The sequence below is a fragment of the Sphingobium sp. BYY-5 genome, from assembly GCF_022758885.1.
Lineage (GTDB): Bacteria > Pseudomonadota > Alphaproteobacteria > Sphingomonadales > Sphingomonadaceae > Sphingobium.
In genome coordinates this window covers 2488311-2505926 of the sequence record NZ_JALEBH010000001.1, presented here as the reverse complement: position 1 = coordinate 2505926, position 17616 = coordinate 2488311, and the positions used below count along the sequence as shown (strand labels likewise).

Sequence of the window (17616 nt, the reverse complement as noted above, 5' to 3'; positions counted from 1 at the left end):
CTGATCAGCCACGTCCCACGGGGTGGCGGCACGCTGCCACCCCGCCTGCGATGACGCTGAAACGCAGTCCCTCATGACGAGGAGTTGTCCCATGTTTTTGGCAAATCAGGATTGGTCAAACGGCAATCACGATGAAATCTCGTTGCCCGAAGAACTCCAACTTTCAGGCGGAACGCACTGCAGACCTGAGCCATCGCAGGAGAACGCCCTGACGACACTGGAGCAGTGCGTCGTCGCGCTATCCCTGTTCGATCACCCCTCCAGCCTTGAACCGCCTTTGGGAATTGCACGGTTTATAGCGTGGCTAAGTGGTAACTATGCCCCCAACCGGCTCGCAGATGAGCGGCTTGAGGCACTGCGCAGCTATTGCATATTGTTTCGTGCCGGCGCCCCATATGCGGAAGCAAGGGAGAGAGCCCATGCGGCTGGTTTGTCGCCGTCGGCGCTCGACGAGGCCAAGCGCCTTATCTTGCGTAGCGAGCCACGTCGATGATTGGCCAGCCCCTACACTCGCTTACGACAAAAGCCGCTGTCGGGTCGCATCTCTATTGCGGACTTTGCATTGCATCGGCCGCGATGGTTCTGGCGGGGATATTTCTTTGGCTACAGCGATCACTTGAAGACGGCGTTTTCGCTTTTCTGTTAACGCTTATGTTTCCGATCACGCTCTTGCCTTGGATTTTGCCTGGCAGCGATCGGAGGCGTGCTTGAATCTGCCCTTAGAAGCCGACCGTCCGGTTCAAGGCACGCGAGTTGAAGTTTCGAGCGTCTTATTAGGGTCGACAGCAGTAGGTGACATCTGGGACTTTGCCGTCTTTCAGGATGGAGGAAGCGAACGGCGGCTTCCGGCGACAGCCGACATTTTCGCCTGCTCGTGTTGTGCTTCACTAGTAGAGGCCGTAACGCAGCACGAGCAATCCTGAGAGGGTCACCACCATGATTGCCATCTGTGGACGCCCCGAGTAACGCAAGTGGTATTTGGAGTTAGGCTCGTAGTCGGATGCTGCCATCTGCCCGACCTCTGATGCAGCGATGATAGCTGCGGGCCCGTATGGGAGTTCGCGGACCGGAACCACATCACTAACGCGTGCTGATGAAGCACGGTGGATTAACCTGGTTCTTCCGATCCCGTCTCGCCGACTGTTGTGCCATACCCTCCTTCGACCGACTACGTTCCGACGACCTCTGGCCCGCCTTGGCTTATGCCGCGGCTGCGACCGGAGCTTTGTAAATTTCATCCTTCATCAGCAGCGCCCAGACGATCCGCGCCATCTTATTTGCCAGCGCGACCGTCACCAGCATGCGTGGCTTGCGGGCCAGCATCTGCTCGATCCACGATCCCTTCGCTGCGCCACGTTTGCTCGCCTGTAGCACCACCGCGCTACTGCCGATATCCTGATTTGCTCTTCAATTCCGGTCAGTCGCCAGGGTCCAAAGCCCGGTCATTCCAGCAGACGTAGTCAGGCCTTATCGGCCTCCAGACCTTTGTTCACCAGCTGACGGATAGCCTCTGCACGGGATGGAATATCCTGTTGCTTGCGGCGCCAATCATCAATGATCGCGAGCCACTCGGCTGAGACGCGCATCTGGAATGGGTGGTTCTTGTCCCGGGTCATGTCAACAATGTAATTACATTGTTGACCTCAATCAATAGTGCATGTAATTACATCTATGCAGCCCGGATCGATGCTACCAACATCGACCCGGGCCTGACCACATTCGTTTATGGAGAACGATCATGGCTTTTGCCGACATACCGCCACGCCCTCTTGCGATGCAAGAAGGGCTGCGTTCCTACATCGTCTATGACCGGCTGCCGGACAGCTGCATCGCCTTCCCGATTGAGGACGACAGCTGCGAACCACATCTGCACGAAGGCGAATGGGTTGCGGTGGATACAGAGGATCGTAACCCGATGTCGGGCGAACTGTTCCTTATCCGCTGGGAGTCATCGGGCAGACGAGCGATCATGGAATTGTCGCTTCGCGATGGTCATGCCGGAGCGGTTTGGTGGGTCCATAGTTATCACCGGCCGCGGTCTCTAAAAGAGCGCCAGGCGTGGATCAGAATGGGTCGCACAGGCGGGTGGTCTGACGGTCCCTATGCCGCCGATGGTGAGCGTGCGGCCTGTTTTCAGCGCAAGATCATCGGCAAGGTGGTCGGCATCATGAATATCGGCTTTCGACCCGAACGGGCCTGAGAGGCGGGGATGATTGGAACCGACCGTACGACGGCATATCGCGAAACACCAGGCTGTTCGCGCGGCTGTGTCCTTTGTGAGGTTCGTTGCGCTGTGGCCATCAGGATTCGCGACGATATCGCAGCTGAACTCGCGCGTGCTGAAGCGGCTGTGCTCGCCTTTTGCCCTCAGGAGCAATCTATCCGTCATTGACCGCATCGGTTGCTCCGCCCTGGTTCGAGAGGAAAGGACGGGGTGTCTATTACTTAAGCTATTGATTCAGAATAATTCAAACAAAGGGATTATTTCCCTTTTCATGTAGGAAATTCGCTTCTACGCAGGGGCATGGTTTCTATCCTCTTCAACACCGACGGACGTTACACCCGGCAGCAGATTGCTGAAGCCACGGGGGTGGATCGTGAACTGCTTGCCTACTGGACCAAGGAGGGCCTGCTGGTCGCGGCCGAAAGTGAAGGTCTGGGCAAGGGCAAATACCGGCGCTTCGGCTTCGAGGCGATCCACATCGCTGCCCTGTTGAAAGAACTGGGGCTTTATGGTGTCCAGACCGCCGGGCTCAAGCAGGTCGCGCAACTGCTCTGGAGCGTTTTGGCATTTTGCTCCCAGCATCCTGACATCACCGAGGAGGTTCTGTTCCAAGCCGCATCCGTGCGCCGGGCGCGAGCCCGCTATCCGGTTCGGGCATCTGTTGTCCCCGGTACAGAGAACCCCGGTACTGCATTCAGCTGTTTCGAGGATTGGCTGGAAAGTCAGGGCAAAATCTATCCGAAGGCTTTCGAAATCGAACCCTGGTTTGATGAAGAGGCCGAGCTGGCTTTTGCCCTTTACCTCGATTTGTTCACCCCGGCCATTTTCGACAACTTCGACACGCGATGGCTCTTTACCCATGCCGGCAACGAACTGATCGCAATTCCTGAAGATCTGGGGCTGGCATCCATTCGGCCGGAGCATATGCGGAGCTACATCATGATCAATCTGTCGCGCATCATCAGGCCGATCTGGATGCGTTAGCAGACACCATAAACGAAGCGGGTCGGGGGATGCGTCAACATCGTCCCGACCCTCACCACAATCGATCCTGGAGGAACATATGGCTAAGACCCCCCATATCATACAAGCAGATGAACAACAGCCCGCACGCGAGATGTACGTTTTCGGTGGGCGTGCCCCCATGGCGATCCTTCGGCTGCCTGCGGTCAAGGCAAGGACGGGGCTGAGCCGAGCGACCATATACCGCAAGATCCAGAGCTCAGAGTTCCCGCGGCCGCATCAGTTGAGCCAGCGGGCCGTTGGATGGCTCGAATCCGACGTCGAAGCGTGGATTGCCAACTGCATCGCGGGAGGTGCCAATGACCGCTGAGATCGGGGGCATCCTTGGGGGCATCGGCTGTCTAAGGCAAAAAGAATATCATGATATTTCAGTTCACTATGTTGATCTTAATGTATCCCTCCGTCTCCGCCATTTTTCCTCTCTTGTCGAAGAGAGGAAAAGGCCTGCGCGTCGGAAGCGCATATCCCGGATAATCGATGGTCGCTGCGCTGGTGGCGCAGTTGAGCTAATGCTTATATCCCTTGGGCCAGAAGGGGATTGGAATGCGGATTGGATACGCATCGATCATCGCGGTGCTGACCGGTTTGGTGTTCGTTTTTGACACGATCACCGATCTGGAGATCGCAACGGCCGTATTCTACATTGCGGTGATCCTGGTCGCGATCGGCCGGTTTCGGCGACGTGGCGTGATAATATTGTCGATGATCTGCATCGCCCTGACGCTGTGCAGCGCCGCGCTCACCAAGACCGGTTCCCACGACGCCGGTTTAATCAATTCCGGCATCAGTATCGTCGCCATCGCCATCACGACATGGCTGGGGCTCAGGATGATCGCTGCCGAGGGCGCTGCGCATGAAGCCCGCGCCCAACTCATCCGCATCGCGCGCGTCAACAGCCTGGGTGAATTGGCGGCATCGATTGCGCATGAAGTCAATCAACCGCTTTCGGCGATCGCAACCAGCGGCAACGCCTGTCTGCGCTGGCTGGCGGCCCATCCGCCCAATCTCGACAGGGCGCGGCTGGCGGCCGGCCGGATTGTCGACGACGCCGACCGGGCGGGCAAGGTGGTCGCCCGCGTCAGGCAGCATATCCGCGGCGAGGTCGCCCAAAAGAGAGAGATGTCGCTCAATGAGCTGGTGATCGAATCGGTGGCGCTTGCGCGGAGCGAGATCGATCGAAACGGAATCGCACTTCGTCTGGATCTGGCGGAAGACCTTCCTCTGATCCTGGGAGACGCCGTCCAGCTCCAGCAGGTGCTTGGCAATCTGACCCTCAATGCCGTGGAGGCGATGGCGGATCTGCCGGCGTCCCGTCGTTCGCTCGACCTTCGCACATGGCGGGATGGCGCTGCGGTGCGATTATGCGTGAAGGATGATGGCATTGGCGCGGTGGAAGAGAATCTCCCCTTTCTGTTCGATGCATTCTGGACAACCAAGAAGGAGGGCATCGGCATGGGCCTGGCGATCTGCCGGACGATCGTCGAGGACCATGGCGGCACGATCCAGGCGCGCCTTTCCGAGCCGGTCGGGCTGGAAATCCACATCAGCCTGCCGGTACGGACCGAATCATGAATATTGCGATCGATCCCGAAGAAACGCCGCCGGTCGTTCACATCATCGATGACGATGTGTCGGTGCGCCTGGCGCTTGAAGATCTGCTTGCCTCGGTGGGACTTGAGGCGCGATCCTTCGCTTCGACAGGGGCCTTTCTCGAAAAGGATATTCCGGACGCGCCGGGATGCCTGATTCTCGACGTTCGTATGCCGGGACAGAGCGGACTCGATTTTCAGCGGCAGATGGTTTCGCTCGGAATCAGCCTTCCGGTGATCTTCATCACCGGACATGGCGACGTTCCGATGTCGGTGCGGGCGATGAAGGACGGGGCGATCGAGTTCCTCATGAAGCCGTTCGACGATCAGGCATTGATCGATGCGATTCACAGCGGGATCGGACGCGACAGGCTGCGCCGCGCGGCCGAGCGTGACGTCACGGCGTTGCAGGCCCGGCATCGCACCCTGACGCCCGGCGAAGATGCGGTCATGGAACTGGTGGTCAAGGGCCTGCTCAACAAGCAGATCGCCGGATTGCTCCATGTAAGCGAGATCACCGTCAAGGTGAGACGGCGACAGGTGATGCTCAAGATGGGCGCGACATCGCTGCCGCAACTGGTCCGGATATTCGACCTGATCGCTTCGGGGCGGTAATAGGGCAGCGATACTTTGGTATAGTGCGCCGGGCTTCGATTGACATTGTCGCGTGGTGGGGGCATCCGCCGCCCGTCGGCAAGATTTGCCGGCGATCAGGAAAGCAACCAAACCATGCCAAGCGACAGTAGTCGATTGTCCACGCCGCCGGAGGCACCTGGCCGAGCCTGATCGCATCAGTCTCGCTTCGGGGTGTCGCCAGGCGGCGTCCGATGAGGTGAGACATGAAAAAAATGACCCCCATTGCCAGGGGCGTGCGCCCTTTCTCGCGCATGTTCCGCCTGACCGCGCCGAACCGGGCGGATGCTGTCGCGTTCGTTTTGCTGACGGCGCTTGCCATGTTCGTCTTCCGCGGCGCGGAGGGGATCGCCGAGCCTCTGTCGCGTCTGCGCATCGAGCCGGTCACGCTCGATCCCGCCTATTTGCCCTATTATGCCCTGCGCACCACGCTGCGGATGTTCGCGGCGCTGTTCGTATCGCTCGTCTTCACGCTCGTCATTGCAACACTGGCCGCCAGGAGCCGGCGCGCGAGCCAGATCATCGTGCCTGCGCTCGACATCCTGCAATCGGTGCCGATCCTCGGCTTCCTGACCTTCACCGTCACCTTCTTCATGGGCCTGTTTCCGGGGCGAATCCTGGGCGTCGAATTGGCGGCGGTGTTCGCGATCTTCACCAGCCAGGCATGGAATATGGCGTTCAGCTTCTACCAGTCGCTGCGTTCGATCCCGTCCGACCTGGACGAGGTGTCGCGCGGCTTCGGACTGTCGCCGGTACGCCGTTTCCTGCGGCTCGACCTGCCGTTCGCGACCCCCGCGCTCGTCTGGAACATGATGATGTCGATGTCGGGCGGCTGGTTCTTTGTCGTTGCGTCGGAGGCGATCACGGTCGGCAACACCACGGTCACGCTGCCGGGCATCGGCTCCTGGCTTGCGCTGGCCATCGCGCGGGAGGATTTCGCGGCGATCGGCTGGGCGGTGGGCGCGATGGCGGTGGTGATCCTGCTCTACGACCAGCTCGTCTTCCGGCCGGTGGTGGCCTGGGCCGACCGTTTCCGCTTCGAACAGACGGCGAGCAGCGAGCGGCCACGCTCCTGGGCGTTTGATCTGTTCCGTCGCACCCGTCTGCTGCCCCTGCTGTTCGCGCCTGTCGCTGGTCTTGGCCGGTTGCTGCTGACGCTTGATCGCGGCCCTAGGGAGCGGGCTGCGCCGAAGCGCGATTGGCAAGCCGGGCGGATCGGAAATGCGATCTGGACGGCGCTCATCGGGGTGGCCGTGCTGTTCGCCGGCTGGACCATCATCGCCTATGTGGCGCGGACATTGAGCTGGGGTGATGCGCTCAGCGTCCTCGGCCTCGCTTGTGTGACGATGCTGCGGGTTCTGGTGCTGATCGCTCTCGCCAGCCTGATCTGGGTGCCGATCGGCGTGTGGATCGGACTGCGACCGAAATGGGCCGAACGGTTGCAGCCGGTCGCGCAGTTCCTCGCCGCCTTCCCCGCCAACGTGCTGTTTCCCTTCGCGGTGATCGCCATCGTCCATTGGAAGCTCAGCCCCGACGTCTGGTTGTCGCCGCTGATGATCCTGGGCACCCAATGGTATATCCTGTTCAACGTCATCGCGGGCGCCAGCGCCATTCCCACCGACCTGCGCGAGGCCGCCGACATGTTCGGGGTCAAGGGCTGGCAATGGTGGCGGCAGGTCGCCCTGCCGGGGGTGTTCCCCTATTATGTCACCGGCGCGCTGACGGCGTCGGGCGGTTCGTGGAACGCCAGCATCGTCGCGGAAGCCGTGTCCTGGGGCAATGCGCGGCTGGAGGCATCGGGCCTGGGCGCCTTCATCGCGAAGGCCACCGCCGCGGGCGATTATCCCCGCGTCGCACTGGGCATCGCGGTCATGTCGCTTTTCGTGATCGCCTTCAACCGGTTGCTGTGGCGGCCGCTCTATACCTTCGCCGAGCGCCGCCTGCGCCTCGCCTGACATCATTGGAATCGAAAGGAGCCTCGATCATGGCCACCCTCGCAGAAATCCGCCCGATCGTCGAACTGTCCAACGTCCGCCATCATTATGGCAAGGGCCAGGGCCAGATGCTCGTCCTCGACAATGTCGACCTGACGCTCAATGAGAATGAGATTGTCGGTCTGCTCGGCCGCTCCGGGTCGGGCAAGTCGACCCTGCTGCGTTCGATTGCCGGGCTGCTTCGCCCGGACGAGGGCGAGATCCGCTTCATCCCCGATGAAGCGGGCCGGCAGCCAAGCGTCAGCATGGTCTTCCAGACCTTCGCGCTCTTCCCCTGGCTCACGGTCCTCCAGAATGTGGAACTGGGGCTGGAGGCGCAGCGCGTCCCGGCCGAAATACGCCGCACCCGCGCGCTTGCGGCGATCGACCTGATCGGCCTCGACGGGTTCGAAAATGCCTATCCCAAGGAATTGTCGGGGGGGATGCGCCAGCGCGTCGGCCTGGCCCGCGCGATCGTCGTCGATCCTGCGCTGCTGCTGATGGACGAGCCTTTTTCCGCGCTCGACGTGCTCACGGCCGAGACGCTCAGGACCGACCTGCTGGACCTGTGGTGCGAGGGGCGGATGCCGATCAAGTCGATCCTGATCGTCACCCACAATATCGAGGAAGCGGTGCTGATGTGCGACCGCATCCTTGTCTTCTCGTCCAATCCGGGCCGGGTGGCGGCGGAAATCACGGTTGATCTACCGCAGCCGCGCGATCGGCTCGACCCGGCTTTCCGTGCGCTGGTGGACGATATTTACGCGCGGATGACGGCGCGCGCGCCCATGACGTCGGTCAATGAAGGCCTGTTTCCCGGCACCGGCATTGCGATGGTGCTTCCCGTCGTGTCGACCAATGCGCTCGCCGGGCTGATCGAGGAAGTGGACGGCGCGCCCTTCGACGGCCGCGCCAGCATGGCCGACCTGGCCGACCAGCTCCAGCTTGAGATCGACGAACTTTTCCCGATGGCAGAGACCCTGCAACTGATGCGCTTTGCCGAGTTAACCGGCGCCGATATCAGCCTGACCCCCGCCGCGCGGCACTTTGCGCAGGCGGACGTCGACGCGCGCAAGGCGCTGTTCGCGCAGGCGCTGCTGGCGCATGTCCCGCTGACGCAACATATCCGCCGCATTCTCGACGAACGTCCGAGCCATGTGGCGCCCGCCCGGCGCTTTCGTGACGAGCTGGAGGATCATATGTCGCCGGATTATGCCGCCGCGACGCTGAATGCGGTGACGCATTGGGGCCGGTACGCCGAAATCTTTGCCTATCATGAGGATGCCGACCAGTTCAGCCTGGACGATCCAAGCTGATGCGGTTGGTGAACGGGGCGACGGCCCTGCTGCTGGCGTTGCTGGTGGCGGGGCCAGCCTTCGCGGCCGGTGGCGAACATGTCGTCGATGATGCGGCGGTCGAGACGCCCGGCGCCTGCCACCTCGAAAACTGGGTGACAGTATCGAGTGGTGACGCCGGTCTCATCAACAGCGCTCCAGCCTGCACGCGCAAGGCCTGGCCCAATCTGGAACTGGGCGGGTTCGTTGCGCATAGTTGGGCCGATCGAACCGATGATACGCTGATCGGCCTGTCGCCGAAACTGATGCTTCGTTCGGAGGATCGCGGTGTCGGGATCGGCATAGCGGCCAGCGTCGGCTACGGCATCGATCGCAGCCGGTTCGAGACCGCATCCGTCATCGTGCCGGTGACGATTCCGGCGGGCGGCAGGTTGCGGTTCAATCTCAACGCGGGCTGGCAATGGACTCGCGCGGGTGATCGCCACGATCTGTTCCTGGGCGCCCAGGCGGAGGTTGCGATCAGGAGCGACCTCAACCTGATGGTGGAGACGTTCACGCGCGACGAAGGCAAGGTGGGCGGCCAGACGGGTCTACGTTGGACCGTCGCGGGCGGGGCGGTCGATCTCGACCTTATCGGTGGACGCTATGTCGATGGCGCAACGCGAAACTCGGTTTCGATCGGCGTGACGATCCGTCGCTGATGCATCGGCGATATATGGGGAAGGGACCGGTTTCCCTTCCGCGATTTTCGCACTGGAAAATCGGCCATCACCGAATATGATCGGAAGGGTAAAATGGTGCCAGAAGAGCTTGATTGCTGGACAGCTAAGCGGTTGATTTCGCAGCTAAATCATAGACTTACGAATTTGCCAAGGGCATCATTAGCACGATCTGGATTCATGGAAAAGACTGGATGTGAATGGACGGCGCGGTCCGAGTTCTTCCAGGCAGCGAACGGCTGGAGTTTGTGTCCGAAATTTACGTACAATTTTCGGACAGCCGGCAGGTATTCGCGCCAACGCCTTGCCAATCGCACCGAGCGACTCCTTGCGGTCGTGGTTTGGCAGATAGGTAAGGTCGATATCCGCCGACAGGCGCGGCAGGTTCCATTCGAAGAGGTTGATGGCGGTCCCGCCCTTAAGCGCGAAGGCCGGTTCCGCCATCACCAGAATATCGAGGAGCAGCCGAACTTGGTCGCCATAAGGCTCAGCCACGATCGACCAGTTCCTTGGGAAGCAGAAGCTGATATTTTGCGACATAGCGCCCGTTCGGCACGAGGCTGCGATCCCCCGTCCCCAGATCGATCCGGTCAAGATCAAGATGCCGCGCCACCGGCAGGTTGGCGCGCTCCGCAAGGTGGAGGAACAGCCTTCGCACCTTGATCGAGGTGCATTGCTCCAGCAGGCTTTGCATGAGCTTTGGCCGTATGGAGGTCATGCTCTCGATGATCATCCCGGCCTCGAACAGGTCGAATTCCTTCGGTGCGAGATGTAGCAATTCCGAGGCAGCGCGTTCGACGCCAGATGTCTTCAACGCAAAGCCCTCGGGTGCCTGCTGCTCTGTCAGTCCGAGTTCCGGAGGCAATAGCTTGGTTCGGACATGCCGCACGTCATCTCCCCAATGGGTTCTGAACCAGAGCGGCAGCGCGACGTTGAGCGGCGAGAACAAATACGCCTTGGTTTTGGCGAACCGGACATAATGGCTGTTCCCCGACATCTCGAGTGCGATCAGCGCTCCGACATGGACGGGTAGTCGCAACTGAGCCTGCAGGCTGTACAGCGCGCCCTGCCAGGTCACCGTCTCCATCGGGCGCTTGAAGGCGCCACGCGGCTGCCCAGTTCACCTCTAACGTCCAATTGGGCCGCTTCCTTAAAGCACAAACAGGCAATCCGACCTGCGTCGAAGTTGCGCGGCAACTGCGCTATCGAAACATCGAGAACAGGCGCATGTCGGAAAAGACGGGAGGCCGGTGCGCCCGGCCTCCCACCCAATCAATAGTCCATCGCCGGCATCGGCGCGGCCTTCTCCTCCTTCGGCACCTCGGCGACGAGCGCCTCGGTAGTGATGAGCAGCGAGGCCACCGACGCGGCGTCCTGCAGCGCCGTGCGCACGACCTTGGCCGGATCGATCACGCCCGCCTGGACGAGGTCTTGATACTCAGCGGTGGCTGCATTGAAGCCCCAGTTATAGTCGGAGCTTTCGAGCAGCTTGCCGACGATATAGGCGCCGTCCTCGCCGGCATTCTCGGCGATCTGCCGCGCCGGTGCGCGCAGCGCCCGGCGGATGATGTCGATGCCGGACTGCTGGTCGTCATTGACAGCCTTCAGACCATCGAGCGCCTTGATCGCACGGAGCAGCGCAATGCCGCCGCCTGGCAGGATGCCTTCTTCGACCGCGGCCCGCGTCGCATGAAGCGCGTCGTCGACGCGGTCCTTCTTCTCCTTGACCTCTACCTCGGTTGCGCCGCCGACGCGGATCACCGCGACACCGCCGGCGAGCTTGGCCACGCGCTCCTGCAGCTTCTCGCGGTCATAGTCGGACGTGGTGGTCTCGATCTGCTGGCGCAGCTGCGCGACGCGGCCATCAATATCGTCCTTCTGGCCCACCCCGTCGATGATCGTCGTATTATCCTTGTCGATCGTCACCTTCTTGGCGCGGCCGAGCATGTTGATCGTCACATTCTCGAGCTTGGTGCCGAGATCCTCGGAGACCACATTGCCGCCGGTCAGGATCGCGATATCCTCCAGCATCGCCTTGCGGCGATCGCCGAAGCCCGGTGCCTTGACCGCGGCGATCTTGAGCCCGCCGCGCAGCTTGTTGACGACGAGCGTCGCGAGCGCCTCGCCCTCAACGTCCTCGGCGATGATCAGCAGCGGCCGCCCCGACTGGACGACCTTCTCCAGCAGCGGCACAAGCGCCTGAAGGTTCGAGAGCTTCTTCTCGTGGATCAGGATGTAGGGATCGTCGAGCTCGACCTTGAGCTTCTCAGCATTGGTGATGAAATAGGGCGAGAGATAGCCGCGGTCGAACTGCATGCCCTCGACCGTCTCGAGCTCGGTCTCGAGGCTCTTGGCCTCCTCGACGGTGATCACGCCTTCGTTGCCCACCTTCTCCATCGCCTCGGCGAGGATGCGACCGACTTCCTCATCGCCATTTGCGGAGATGGTGGCAACCTGCGCGATCTCGCTGTTGGCGCCGACCTTCTTGGCGTGGCTCTCAAGATCCTTGACGACCGCGTTGACCGCGAGATCGATGCCACGCTTGACGTCCATCGGGTTCATGCCGGCGGCGACAGCCTTCGAGCCCTCGCGCACGATCGCCTGAGCCAGCACGGTGGCGGTGGTGGTGCCGTCGCCAGCCTTGTCGTTCTGCTTGTTGGCGACCTCGCGCAGCATCTGTGCGCCCATATTCTCGAACTTGTCGGCGAGTTCGATCTCCTTGGCGACGGTGACGCCGTCCTTGGTGATGCGGGGCGCTCCGAACGACTTCTCGATGACGACATTGCGACCTTTGGGTCCCAGCGTTACCTTCACGGCGTTGGCAAGCGTATCGACGCCGCGCAGCATGCGGTCGCGCGCGTCCGACGCGAATTTCACTTCCTTGGCAGCCATCGCTGCTACTCCTTTCTATATCCTTCCTGAATGTTCGAGGGATAAGGGCGGTCGATCAGGCCGCCTGCTTGAGAGGCACGACATTGTCGATCACGCCGAGGATATCGCTCTCCTTCATGATGAGCAGATCCTCGCCGTCGATCTTGACCTCGGTGCCCGACCATTTGCCGAACAAGATGCGGTCGCCGGACTTGACGGACAGCTCGACGAGCTGGCCGCTATCGTCGCGGACACCCGGGCCGACGGCGACGATCTCGCCCTCCTGCGGCTTTTCCTTGGCGGTGTCGGGGATGATGATGCCGCCCGAGGTCTTCTCCTCGGCTTCGATGCGGCGGACGACCACACGGTCGTGCAAGGGGCGGAAATGCATGGCAAAACCTCCAGATGCAAAACAGGTTGTGATGTTCCTGCCGTTCATCTGAACGACAGGTTCGCGTGAACTAGGAAAAGAGATTTTCGGGTTCAAGAGGGCGAATGAAAATTTTTTGCCCTCGCCCGCGCAGAGTGCCAATCCAGCCCTTTTAAGCGACTTGGCGGACATCATCCCTCTTGACGCGACTCGGATCAGCACCAAAATCTTGAGCCGCGTGCGGCACCGCACGCATGAGAAAGGAGCGACACAAGGAAAGGAGCCACGGCCATGTCGCAGCCATTTTCCCGTTTCTTGCACCCCTTCGACGTTGCGCACCATCCAAGCCTGGAGCCCGAAGTCAAACGCGCAATCCTCGCCTCCTGGGCGTCCGACCGCTCTGCGGTAAAGGACCAGCCGGCGATGCGAAAGCCGCCCGGCGCCAGGCGCGCCGTGCCGATCGACGAGGTCTTCGCCGCCATCCGATCGCTCGATGAACCGCGGACTGACGGCCGGCCGCTGCAATGAGTGATCGCGGCTTCATCGCACAGCTGGAGGGCTACGGTCTCACCACAGCCGAGATCCATTATTACCGGCCCGATGCGCCGTCGCTCCTCCAGCTGTTCATATGGCAGGAATATGATCTTGCGCCCGACTTCCCAACGCTGTTCGATTTCCTCGACCATTGGCGGCGCGAGATCGAGGCCGCACTCCATTCGGTCCGGATCGCCCATGGCCGGCTGATCGGACCCACCGAATGGCGTACGGTCGATGGCATCATCCCGCTCCCATGACAGGCGGTCTTGGCGAGCGCTGGCGTCGACGAGGCGGACGGACAGTCCGCCTCGTACTTGTCTTCGACGACATCATGGAATTCGCGCTCGCGCTGCTGTCAGTGCCGCCCGATGAGCTTGAGACGCTGGGCTGGACCTTTGCCGACCGCAAGCGGCTCCACGATCATTTCCTGCGCTCCGGCAAGGCAGCCCAGCGCGTGCCCCGGGATGCGTTGGGGCAAAGCCTGATCACGCTGCGGCTGCCGCGACGGTACCTCACACCGCTTCAGCGCTTCGCCCGCCGCGAACTGCCCAAGGCCGCTTCCAACGCCGCCATGCTGGACCGGGTGCTTCGGGTGCTCAACGAGGCCGCATAGCGGCTGATTCAGCCGGCCAGGAATGGCGCGGCCGCGAGACCGTCGAAGACGAACTGGACGGCGAGGCCGGCGAGAAGCACGCCGGAGATGCGGCCGACGACGTCGGCACCGGTGCTGCCGAGCAGCAGGACAAGGCGGTCGGCCGCGAGCATCGCGAGCCAGGTCGACAGCATACAAACCATGATCATCGCGAGCACGCTGCCGCCCTCGATCCAGTTCTCGGTGCGGCCCATGACGAGCACGGCGGCCGAAAGGCTTCCGGGGCCCGCGATCAAGGGAAACGCCAGCGGGAAGACCGCGATATCGCCGGACCCTTCGGCTTCCCGGCGCTCGCCCTCGCTGATGGATGAGAGTCCAGGACTGGAGAAGGTGAGCGTCAAAGCCTGAAGGAACAGGAGCACGCCGCCTGCCACCCGGAATGCGGGCAGCGAGATATGCAGGAGCGAAAGAACGACGCCGCCCGCAACAGCGAACAGCAGCAGCACGCCAGCGGCGATCGTGACCGAGCGCGAGGCGAGACTGATCCGCTCGCTGCGGTGAATTCCGGCCGTCAGGCCGGCGAAGACCACCGCCGTCTCGATCGGACCGATGGTGACGAGCAGGGTGATAAAGGTGGAAAGGATGCTGGGTGATATGTGCATGGGTCAAGTAACGGAAAACTAGCAAAGGGAGCGGCGCACACGCCGCTCCCTTATGACTCAGGTGGCTTTGAATGAGCTGCCGGGATGGCCGACAGCAGGCTGCGTCATGTGCGGCGCATTCCGTCCGTTCGGTTCGGGTGCGCGGCAGCCGCCGGCGGCGCTTCGCGGCAGTCACCGGAGTTGTGCGACACGACCTTCGGTGGCTGCCACGAGCCAAGCGAGGTGACCTGAACGCTGCGGCTGCAGGTGCTTCCCCCATTGGTCGTCGAGACGAAGCTGTAGCTGACGGTCCCCGGAGGCAGGCTGCGCAACGCCGTCAGGTCGATCTTCCCGCCATCGGCCATTGCCGGGAGCGGCAAGGCGCGAACCTGACGCATCATCAGGTCGCTCTGCGGGTCCATGTCCGCCACGATCCGATCGAACGGCGCGAATGCGGCCGGCTCGAATGGATCGAGCCAGGTGATCGGTGCAACGCTGGAGGCAGGCGTGACCGTGACCTTGGGCGCGACATCTCCCTCATATTCTATGCGAGCGACCGTACCGTCCGGCAGGCCGACCTTCATAACATGGCTGCCATGGCTCGCCGCCAGCGCGGTACCGATGGCGGCGACCGCCGCCACGCCGGCCAGGACGGCTGTACGAATTTTTCGCATCAATCGTCTCCTCTGATCATGGTGAATGTGAAAATGCCATCCCCCCGACGTCAACCGCGCTTCCCGAGCCCAGCGCGCTTTCAAGCGCGGCCGGATAGCGGCCGTAGCATCGTGCGTGCGGACCTGTTGGCCAGCAGCACAGCACCGGCGTCGGTTCCGCTGGCAGGCGACTGGGAAGCGGATGCTGGCGACCCGGCGCGCCATGGAGCGAGAAGTCCAATCCCTGGCGCTGGCAGTAGCTCGCTGCGGTCTCTGCGTCTAAAAAGCGCAGCTCGATCGTCTCGAGTAGATCGCCGCCGCCGGTCCATCCAGTCAGGGGATCGGCCACGGGCCGCCAGCGCGGCGCGAAGCGCACCCACCATTGTCCACGCCCGCCGAGCCCGCCCTGGTTGGTCGCGCGCGGCACCGGCTCGATCACGGCTCGCGCATCTGGCGGTAGCGCGCTCGCCGCGCTTGGTCCGGTGAGGTTATCGTTGGCGGATGGCCCGGAACCGAAGTCCCGGGCCAGATCGTCAGGCCGCCTTGCCATTGACCGGGATGCGGCGGACATTTTCGTTCGCCGCCTCCGTCTTCGGCAGGGTGACCGTCAGCACGCCGTTCCTGAAGGTTGCGGCGGCGTGGTCACGGTCGATGCCCTGGGGCAGTCCGATACGGCGTTCAAAGCGGCCGTAGCTGCGCTCGGTATAGCCACGATCCTTGTCTTCGACCTCGGAGCGCTTCTCGCCACGAAGCGTCAGCGCCCCGTCTTCGACGGTGATTTCGACGTCCTTCTCGTCGAGACCCGGCAGTTCGGCCGTGACGCGGATTTCCTTGTCGGTCTCGCCGAGCTCGACATGCGGCCAGCCGGCAGCGCGGTCGAACCCGGCTAATGCGGGCACGCCGAAGCCGCGGAAGGCATCGTCGAACAGCCGGTTCATCTCGCGGTGGAGCGACAGCAACGGGTGGGTATCACTGTCGCGGCCGCGCTCGGCGCTGACCGGGACGGAGAGCCGGTTTTCCTGCCGACTCCAGGGAATGAGATCACGAAAAGCCATGATGGTCATCTCCTTTTCTGACTGGAAGGGGCAAGGCCTGCCGGCCCGCTGGGGGCGGCGCCGGCAAACCTTTGCATCAGAGGATCAGGCCGCTTCGCGGGCCTCATCCCTGGGCGCTTCGATCTGATCCTGGGCAGCCTTGCCGCCGCTGATCTCGATCCGGCGCGGCTTCATTGCCTCGGGCACAACGCGCTTGAGCGCGATGCTCAGCAGGCCGTTCTCGAAGCGGGCATCGCCAGCTTCCACGAAATCGGCAAGCTGGAAGCGCCGCTCGAACGCGCGCGCGGCAATGCCGCGATGCAGATATTCGTCCTGACCGTTGTTCTCGGCAAGCTTGCCGGTGACGGTGAGCTGGTTCTGCTGGGCCACCACCTCGATGTCCTCGAGGCGGAAGCCGGCGACCGCCAGCGTGATGCGATAGCTGTCGTCGCCTTCTCTCAGAATGTCGAATGGCGGATAGCCGTCGTCTTCGCGCGTGCCGGCTTCGAGCAGGTTGAACAGACGATCAAAACCAACCGTCGAACGCCGATACGGTGTAAAGTCAAATGCAGTTCTCATTTCCAAATCCTCCTGATTGAGCAATTCGGGCATGAGACACGCCGGAGAGAGCCGGCGCTCTCAATGTCCACCAGACCCGTTTTCGGCGTCCGGCGAGGAAAATTTAGGCAGCAGTGAACCGGTTTCAAGAGAGATTTTTCGATTGGCCGACGCCCCCGTGCCGTCTGCGGTAAGACGATCCGGCCAGCCGCTCAAACCGCTTGATATCGGCCCTTCGCTCTATAGGCGCGGCAAGGTCATTGGCGGGAATAGAGCGATTCTGGCGCCCGGGGACGGTGAGTTCGGCATTGAATTGGGCGTGCCGCCATGCGTTGAGCCACGGCCGGCGAAACTCAGAGGAGATTTGGTCCGCCAAGGCGCTCGCGTGCCATTGTCAGGACGATCCGCACGCCGTCCGGCCGCCATTCGCGCTCGATGCGGCCACCCAGTTGTACCGTGGCCAGCCGTTCGAGCTGGCTTCCGAAGCCCTCCCTCTTCGGCCCTGCATCAAGCAACGCTCCACATTCGTTCCAAATCAGCGAAACGGTATCATCTTCCGCGATGGCTTCGATCGTGACGACACCCGATGGCGACGTCAAAGCGCCGTATTTGGCGGCATTCGTGGCAAGCTCATAGAAGATCAGCGCGAGCGCCGTAACGGCTCCGCCGGCGAGGTCGAGGTCATCACCGATGATCCGTATGCGAGGGTGATCGGCCCGGATTTGATAAGGAGCGACGATCGTCTCGAGCAGGGCATGCAGCCCAACGGTTTCGCCGGCTCCCGAGAGGGGAGTTTTTGATATCGTAAAGGCATGCGCTCGTGCCAACGCCCCCAGTCGATCTTGCACGATAGTCGCCAATTCCTCGACACTCCCGGTCTCGCCTGCGCTCATGCCCACTAAGG

Annotated in this window: 22 protein-coding genes and 3 pseudogenes; 12 read left to right on the top strand and 13 right to left on the bottom strand. The window is 62.1% G+C overall.

Annotated elements, in window-relative coordinates:
- Positions 1 to 91 precede the first annotated feature (91 nt).
- Entirely contained in the window at positions 92 to 493 is a 402-nt protein-coding gene (locus tag MOK15_RS12055; RefSeq protein ID WP_242931829.1) for a hypothetical protein, read from the top strand.
- Positions 494 to 1200: 707 nt separating this feature from the next.
- Here MOK15_RS12055 and MOK15_RS12050 read toward each other — a convergent pair.
- Both MOK15_RS12050 and MOK15_RS12045 read right to left on the bottom strand, forming a co-directional pair.
- Positions 1201 to 1341: pseudogene (locus tag MOK15_RS12050) on the bottom strand (IS110 family transposase); the annotation flags it as partial.
- Between the two features lie 119 nt (positions 1342 to 1460).
- On the bottom strand, positions 1461 to 1616 hold the full coding sequence (locus MOK15_RS12045) for a hypothetical protein (RefSeq protein ID WP_242931828.1): 156 nt from the start codon (positions 1614 to 1616) through the stop codon (positions 1461 to 1463).
- Positions 1617 to 1738: 122 nt separating this feature from the next.
- Here MOK15_RS12045 and MOK15_RS12040 point away from each other — a divergent pair, with 122 nt between their 5' ends.
- The 8 genes from MOK15_RS12040 to MOK15_RS12005 all read left to right on the top strand — a co-directional run bounded on the left by MOK15_RS12040 (position 1739) and on the right by MOK15_RS12005 (position 9438).
- Positions 1739 to 2200: a S24 family peptidase gene (locus tag MOK15_RS12040; protein WP_242931827.1), complete on the top strand. Its 462-nt coding sequence runs from the start codon at positions 1739 to 1741 to the stop codon at positions 2198 to 2200.
- Positions 2201 to 2524: 324 nt separating this feature from the next.
- On the top strand, positions 2525 to 3208 hold the full coding sequence (locus tag MOK15_RS12035; RefSeq protein WP_242931826.1) for a MerR family transcriptional regulator: 684 nt from the start codon (positions 2525 to 2527) through the stop codon (positions 3206 to 3208).
- A 133-nt stretch (positions 3209 to 3341) separates the two neighbouring features.
- Positions 3342 to 3557, top strand: a complete 216-nt coding sequence (locus MOK15_RS12030) for an AlpA family transcriptional regulator (RefSeq protein ID WP_242932735.1) — start codon at positions 3342 to 3344, stop codon at positions 3555 to 3557.
- A gap of 233 nt (positions 3558 to 3790) precedes the next feature.
- Positions 3791 to 4819, top strand: a complete 1029-nt coding sequence (locus MOK15_RS12025; protein WP_242931825.1) for an ATP-binding protein — start codon at positions 3791 to 3793, stop codon at positions 4817 to 4819.
- The gene (locus MOK15_RS12020) at positions 4816 to 5451 is read left to right on the top strand and encodes a response regulator transcription factor (protein ID WP_242931824.1); all 636 of its coding nucleotides are present in this window, start codon (positions 4816 to 4818) and stop codon (positions 5449 to 5451) included. The genes MOK15_RS12025 and MOK15_RS12020 overlap by 4 nt, the downstream gene beginning before the upstream one ends.
- A 224-nt stretch (positions 5452 to 5675) precedes the next feature.
- Positions 5676 to 7424 (top strand): ABC transporter permease subunit, encoded by a 1749-nt coding sequence (locus tag MOK15_RS12015; RefSeq protein ID WP_242931823.1) that lies wholly within the window; start codon positions 5676 to 5678, stop codon positions 7422 to 7424.
- A gap of 29 nt (positions 7425 to 7453) precedes the next feature.
- Entirely contained in the window at positions 7454 to 8758 is a 1305-nt protein-coding gene (locus tag MOK15_RS12010; RefSeq protein WP_242931822.1) for a nitrate/sulfonate/bicarbonate ABC transporter ATP-binding protein, read from the top strand.
- Positions 8758 to 9438, top strand: coding sequence for a hypothetical protein (locus tag MOK15_RS12005; RefSeq protein ID WP_242931821.1), 681 nt, complete (start codon positions 8758 to 8760; stop codon positions 9436 to 9438). Before MOK15_RS12010 ends, MOK15_RS12005 begins: the two co-directional genes overlap by 1 nt.
- Positions 9439 to 9744: 306 nt before the next feature.
- Here MOK15_RS12005 and MOK15_RS22015 read toward each other — a convergent pair.
- From MOK15_RS22015 to groES, 5 genes and pseudogenes are all read right to left on the bottom strand, one after another.
- Positions 9745 to 9996, bottom strand: a pseudogene (locus tag MOK15_RS22015) (nucleotidyl transferase AbiEii/AbiGii toxin family protein); the annotation flags it as partial.
- Positions 9944 to 10453 (bottom strand): type IV toxin-antitoxin system AbiEi family antitoxin domain-containing protein, encoded by a 510-nt coding sequence (locus MOK15_RS11995; protein WP_278254270.1) that lies wholly within the window; start codon positions 10451 to 10453, stop codon positions 9944 to 9946. The pseudogene MOK15_RS22015 and the gene MOK15_RS11995, both read right to left, overlap by 53 nt.
- Positions 10436 to 10552, bottom strand: a pseudogene (locus MOK15_RS21890) (AbiEi antitoxin N-terminal domain-containing protein); the annotation flags it as partial. The gene MOK15_RS11995 and the pseudogene MOK15_RS21890, both read right to left, overlap by 18 nt.
- A gap of 176 nt (positions 10553 to 10728) precedes the next feature.
- A complete protein-coding gene (gene groL, locus MOK15_RS11990) occupies positions 10729 to 12348 on the bottom strand; it encodes a chaperonin GroEL (RefSeq protein ID WP_242931818.1) in 1620 nt (539 codons plus the stop codon).
- A 55-nt stretch (positions 12349 to 12403) separates the two neighbouring features.
- Positions 12404 to 12718 (bottom strand): co-chaperone GroES, encoded by a 315-nt coding sequence (groES, locus tag MOK15_RS11985; RefSeq protein ID WP_242932734.1) that lies wholly within the window; start codon positions 12716 to 12718, stop codon positions 12404 to 12406.
- A gap of 270 nt (positions 12719 to 12988) precedes the next feature.
- Here groES and MOK15_RS11980 point away from each other — a divergent pair, with 270 nt between their 5' ends.
- The 3 genes from MOK15_RS11980 to MOK15_RS11970 are packed head-to-tail and all read left to right on the top strand — an operon-like array spanning position 12989 to position 13847.
- Entirely contained in the window at positions 12989 to 13225 is a 237-nt protein-coding gene (locus MOK15_RS11980) for a hypothetical protein (protein ID WP_242931817.1), read from the top strand.
- Complete coding sequence (locus MOK15_RS11975) at positions 13222 to 13491, top strand: usg protein (RefSeq protein ID WP_242931816.1); 270 nt, start codon at positions 13222 to 13224, stop codon at positions 13489 to 13491. Before MOK15_RS11980 ends, MOK15_RS11975 begins: the two co-directional genes overlap by 4 nt.
- On the top strand, positions 13488 to 13847 hold the full coding sequence (locus tag MOK15_RS11970) for a hypothetical protein (protein WP_242931815.1): 360 nt from the start codon (positions 13488 to 13490) through the stop codon (positions 13845 to 13847). The genes MOK15_RS11975 and MOK15_RS11970 overlap by 4 nt, the downstream gene beginning before the upstream one ends.
- Positions 13848 to 13855: 8 nt before the next feature.
- Here the strand turns inward: MOK15_RS11970 and MOK15_RS11965 are convergent, their stop codons facing one another.
- The 6 genes from MOK15_RS11965 to MOK15_RS11940 all read right to left on the bottom strand — a co-directional run bounded on the left by MOK15_RS11965 (position 13856) and on the right by MOK15_RS11940 (position 17605).
- On the bottom strand, positions 13856 to 14488 hold the full coding sequence (locus tag MOK15_RS11965; protein WP_242931814.1) for a MarC family protein: 633 nt from the start codon (positions 14486 to 14488) through the stop codon (positions 13856 to 13858).
- 104 nt (positions 14489 to 14592) lie between these two features.
- Positions 14593 to 15141, bottom strand: coding sequence for a hypothetical protein (locus tag MOK15_RS11960; RefSeq protein WP_242931813.1), 549 nt, complete (start codon positions 15139 to 15141; stop codon positions 14593 to 14595).
- A 16-nt stretch (positions 15142 to 15157) separates the two neighbouring features.
- Complete coding sequence (locus MOK15_RS11955; RefSeq protein ID WP_242931812.1) at positions 15158 to 15670, bottom strand: NADH dehydrogenase ubiquinone Fe-S protein 4; 513 nt, start codon at positions 15668 to 15670, stop codon at positions 15158 to 15160.
- Positions 15654 to 16175, bottom strand: coding sequence for an Hsp20/alpha crystallin family protein (locus MOK15_RS11950; RefSeq protein WP_242931811.1), 522 nt, complete (start codon positions 16173 to 16175; stop codon positions 15654 to 15656). The genes MOK15_RS11955 and MOK15_RS11950 overlap by 17 nt, the downstream gene beginning before the upstream one ends.
- 84 nt (positions 16176 to 16259) lie before the next feature.
- Complete coding sequence (locus MOK15_RS11945) at positions 16260 to 16733, bottom strand: Hsp20 family protein (RefSeq protein ID WP_242932733.1); 474 nt, start codon at positions 16731 to 16733, stop codon at positions 16260 to 16262.
- A gap of 332 nt (positions 16734 to 17065) precedes the next feature.
- Positions 17066 to 17605 carry a hypothetical protein gene (locus MOK15_RS11940; RefSeq protein ID WP_242931810.1) on the bottom strand — a complete coding sequence of 180 codons (540 nt, stop codon included), beginning with the start codon at positions 17603 to 17605 and terminating at the stop codon, positions 17066 to 17068.
- Positions 17606 to 17616 lie beyond the last annotated feature (11 nt).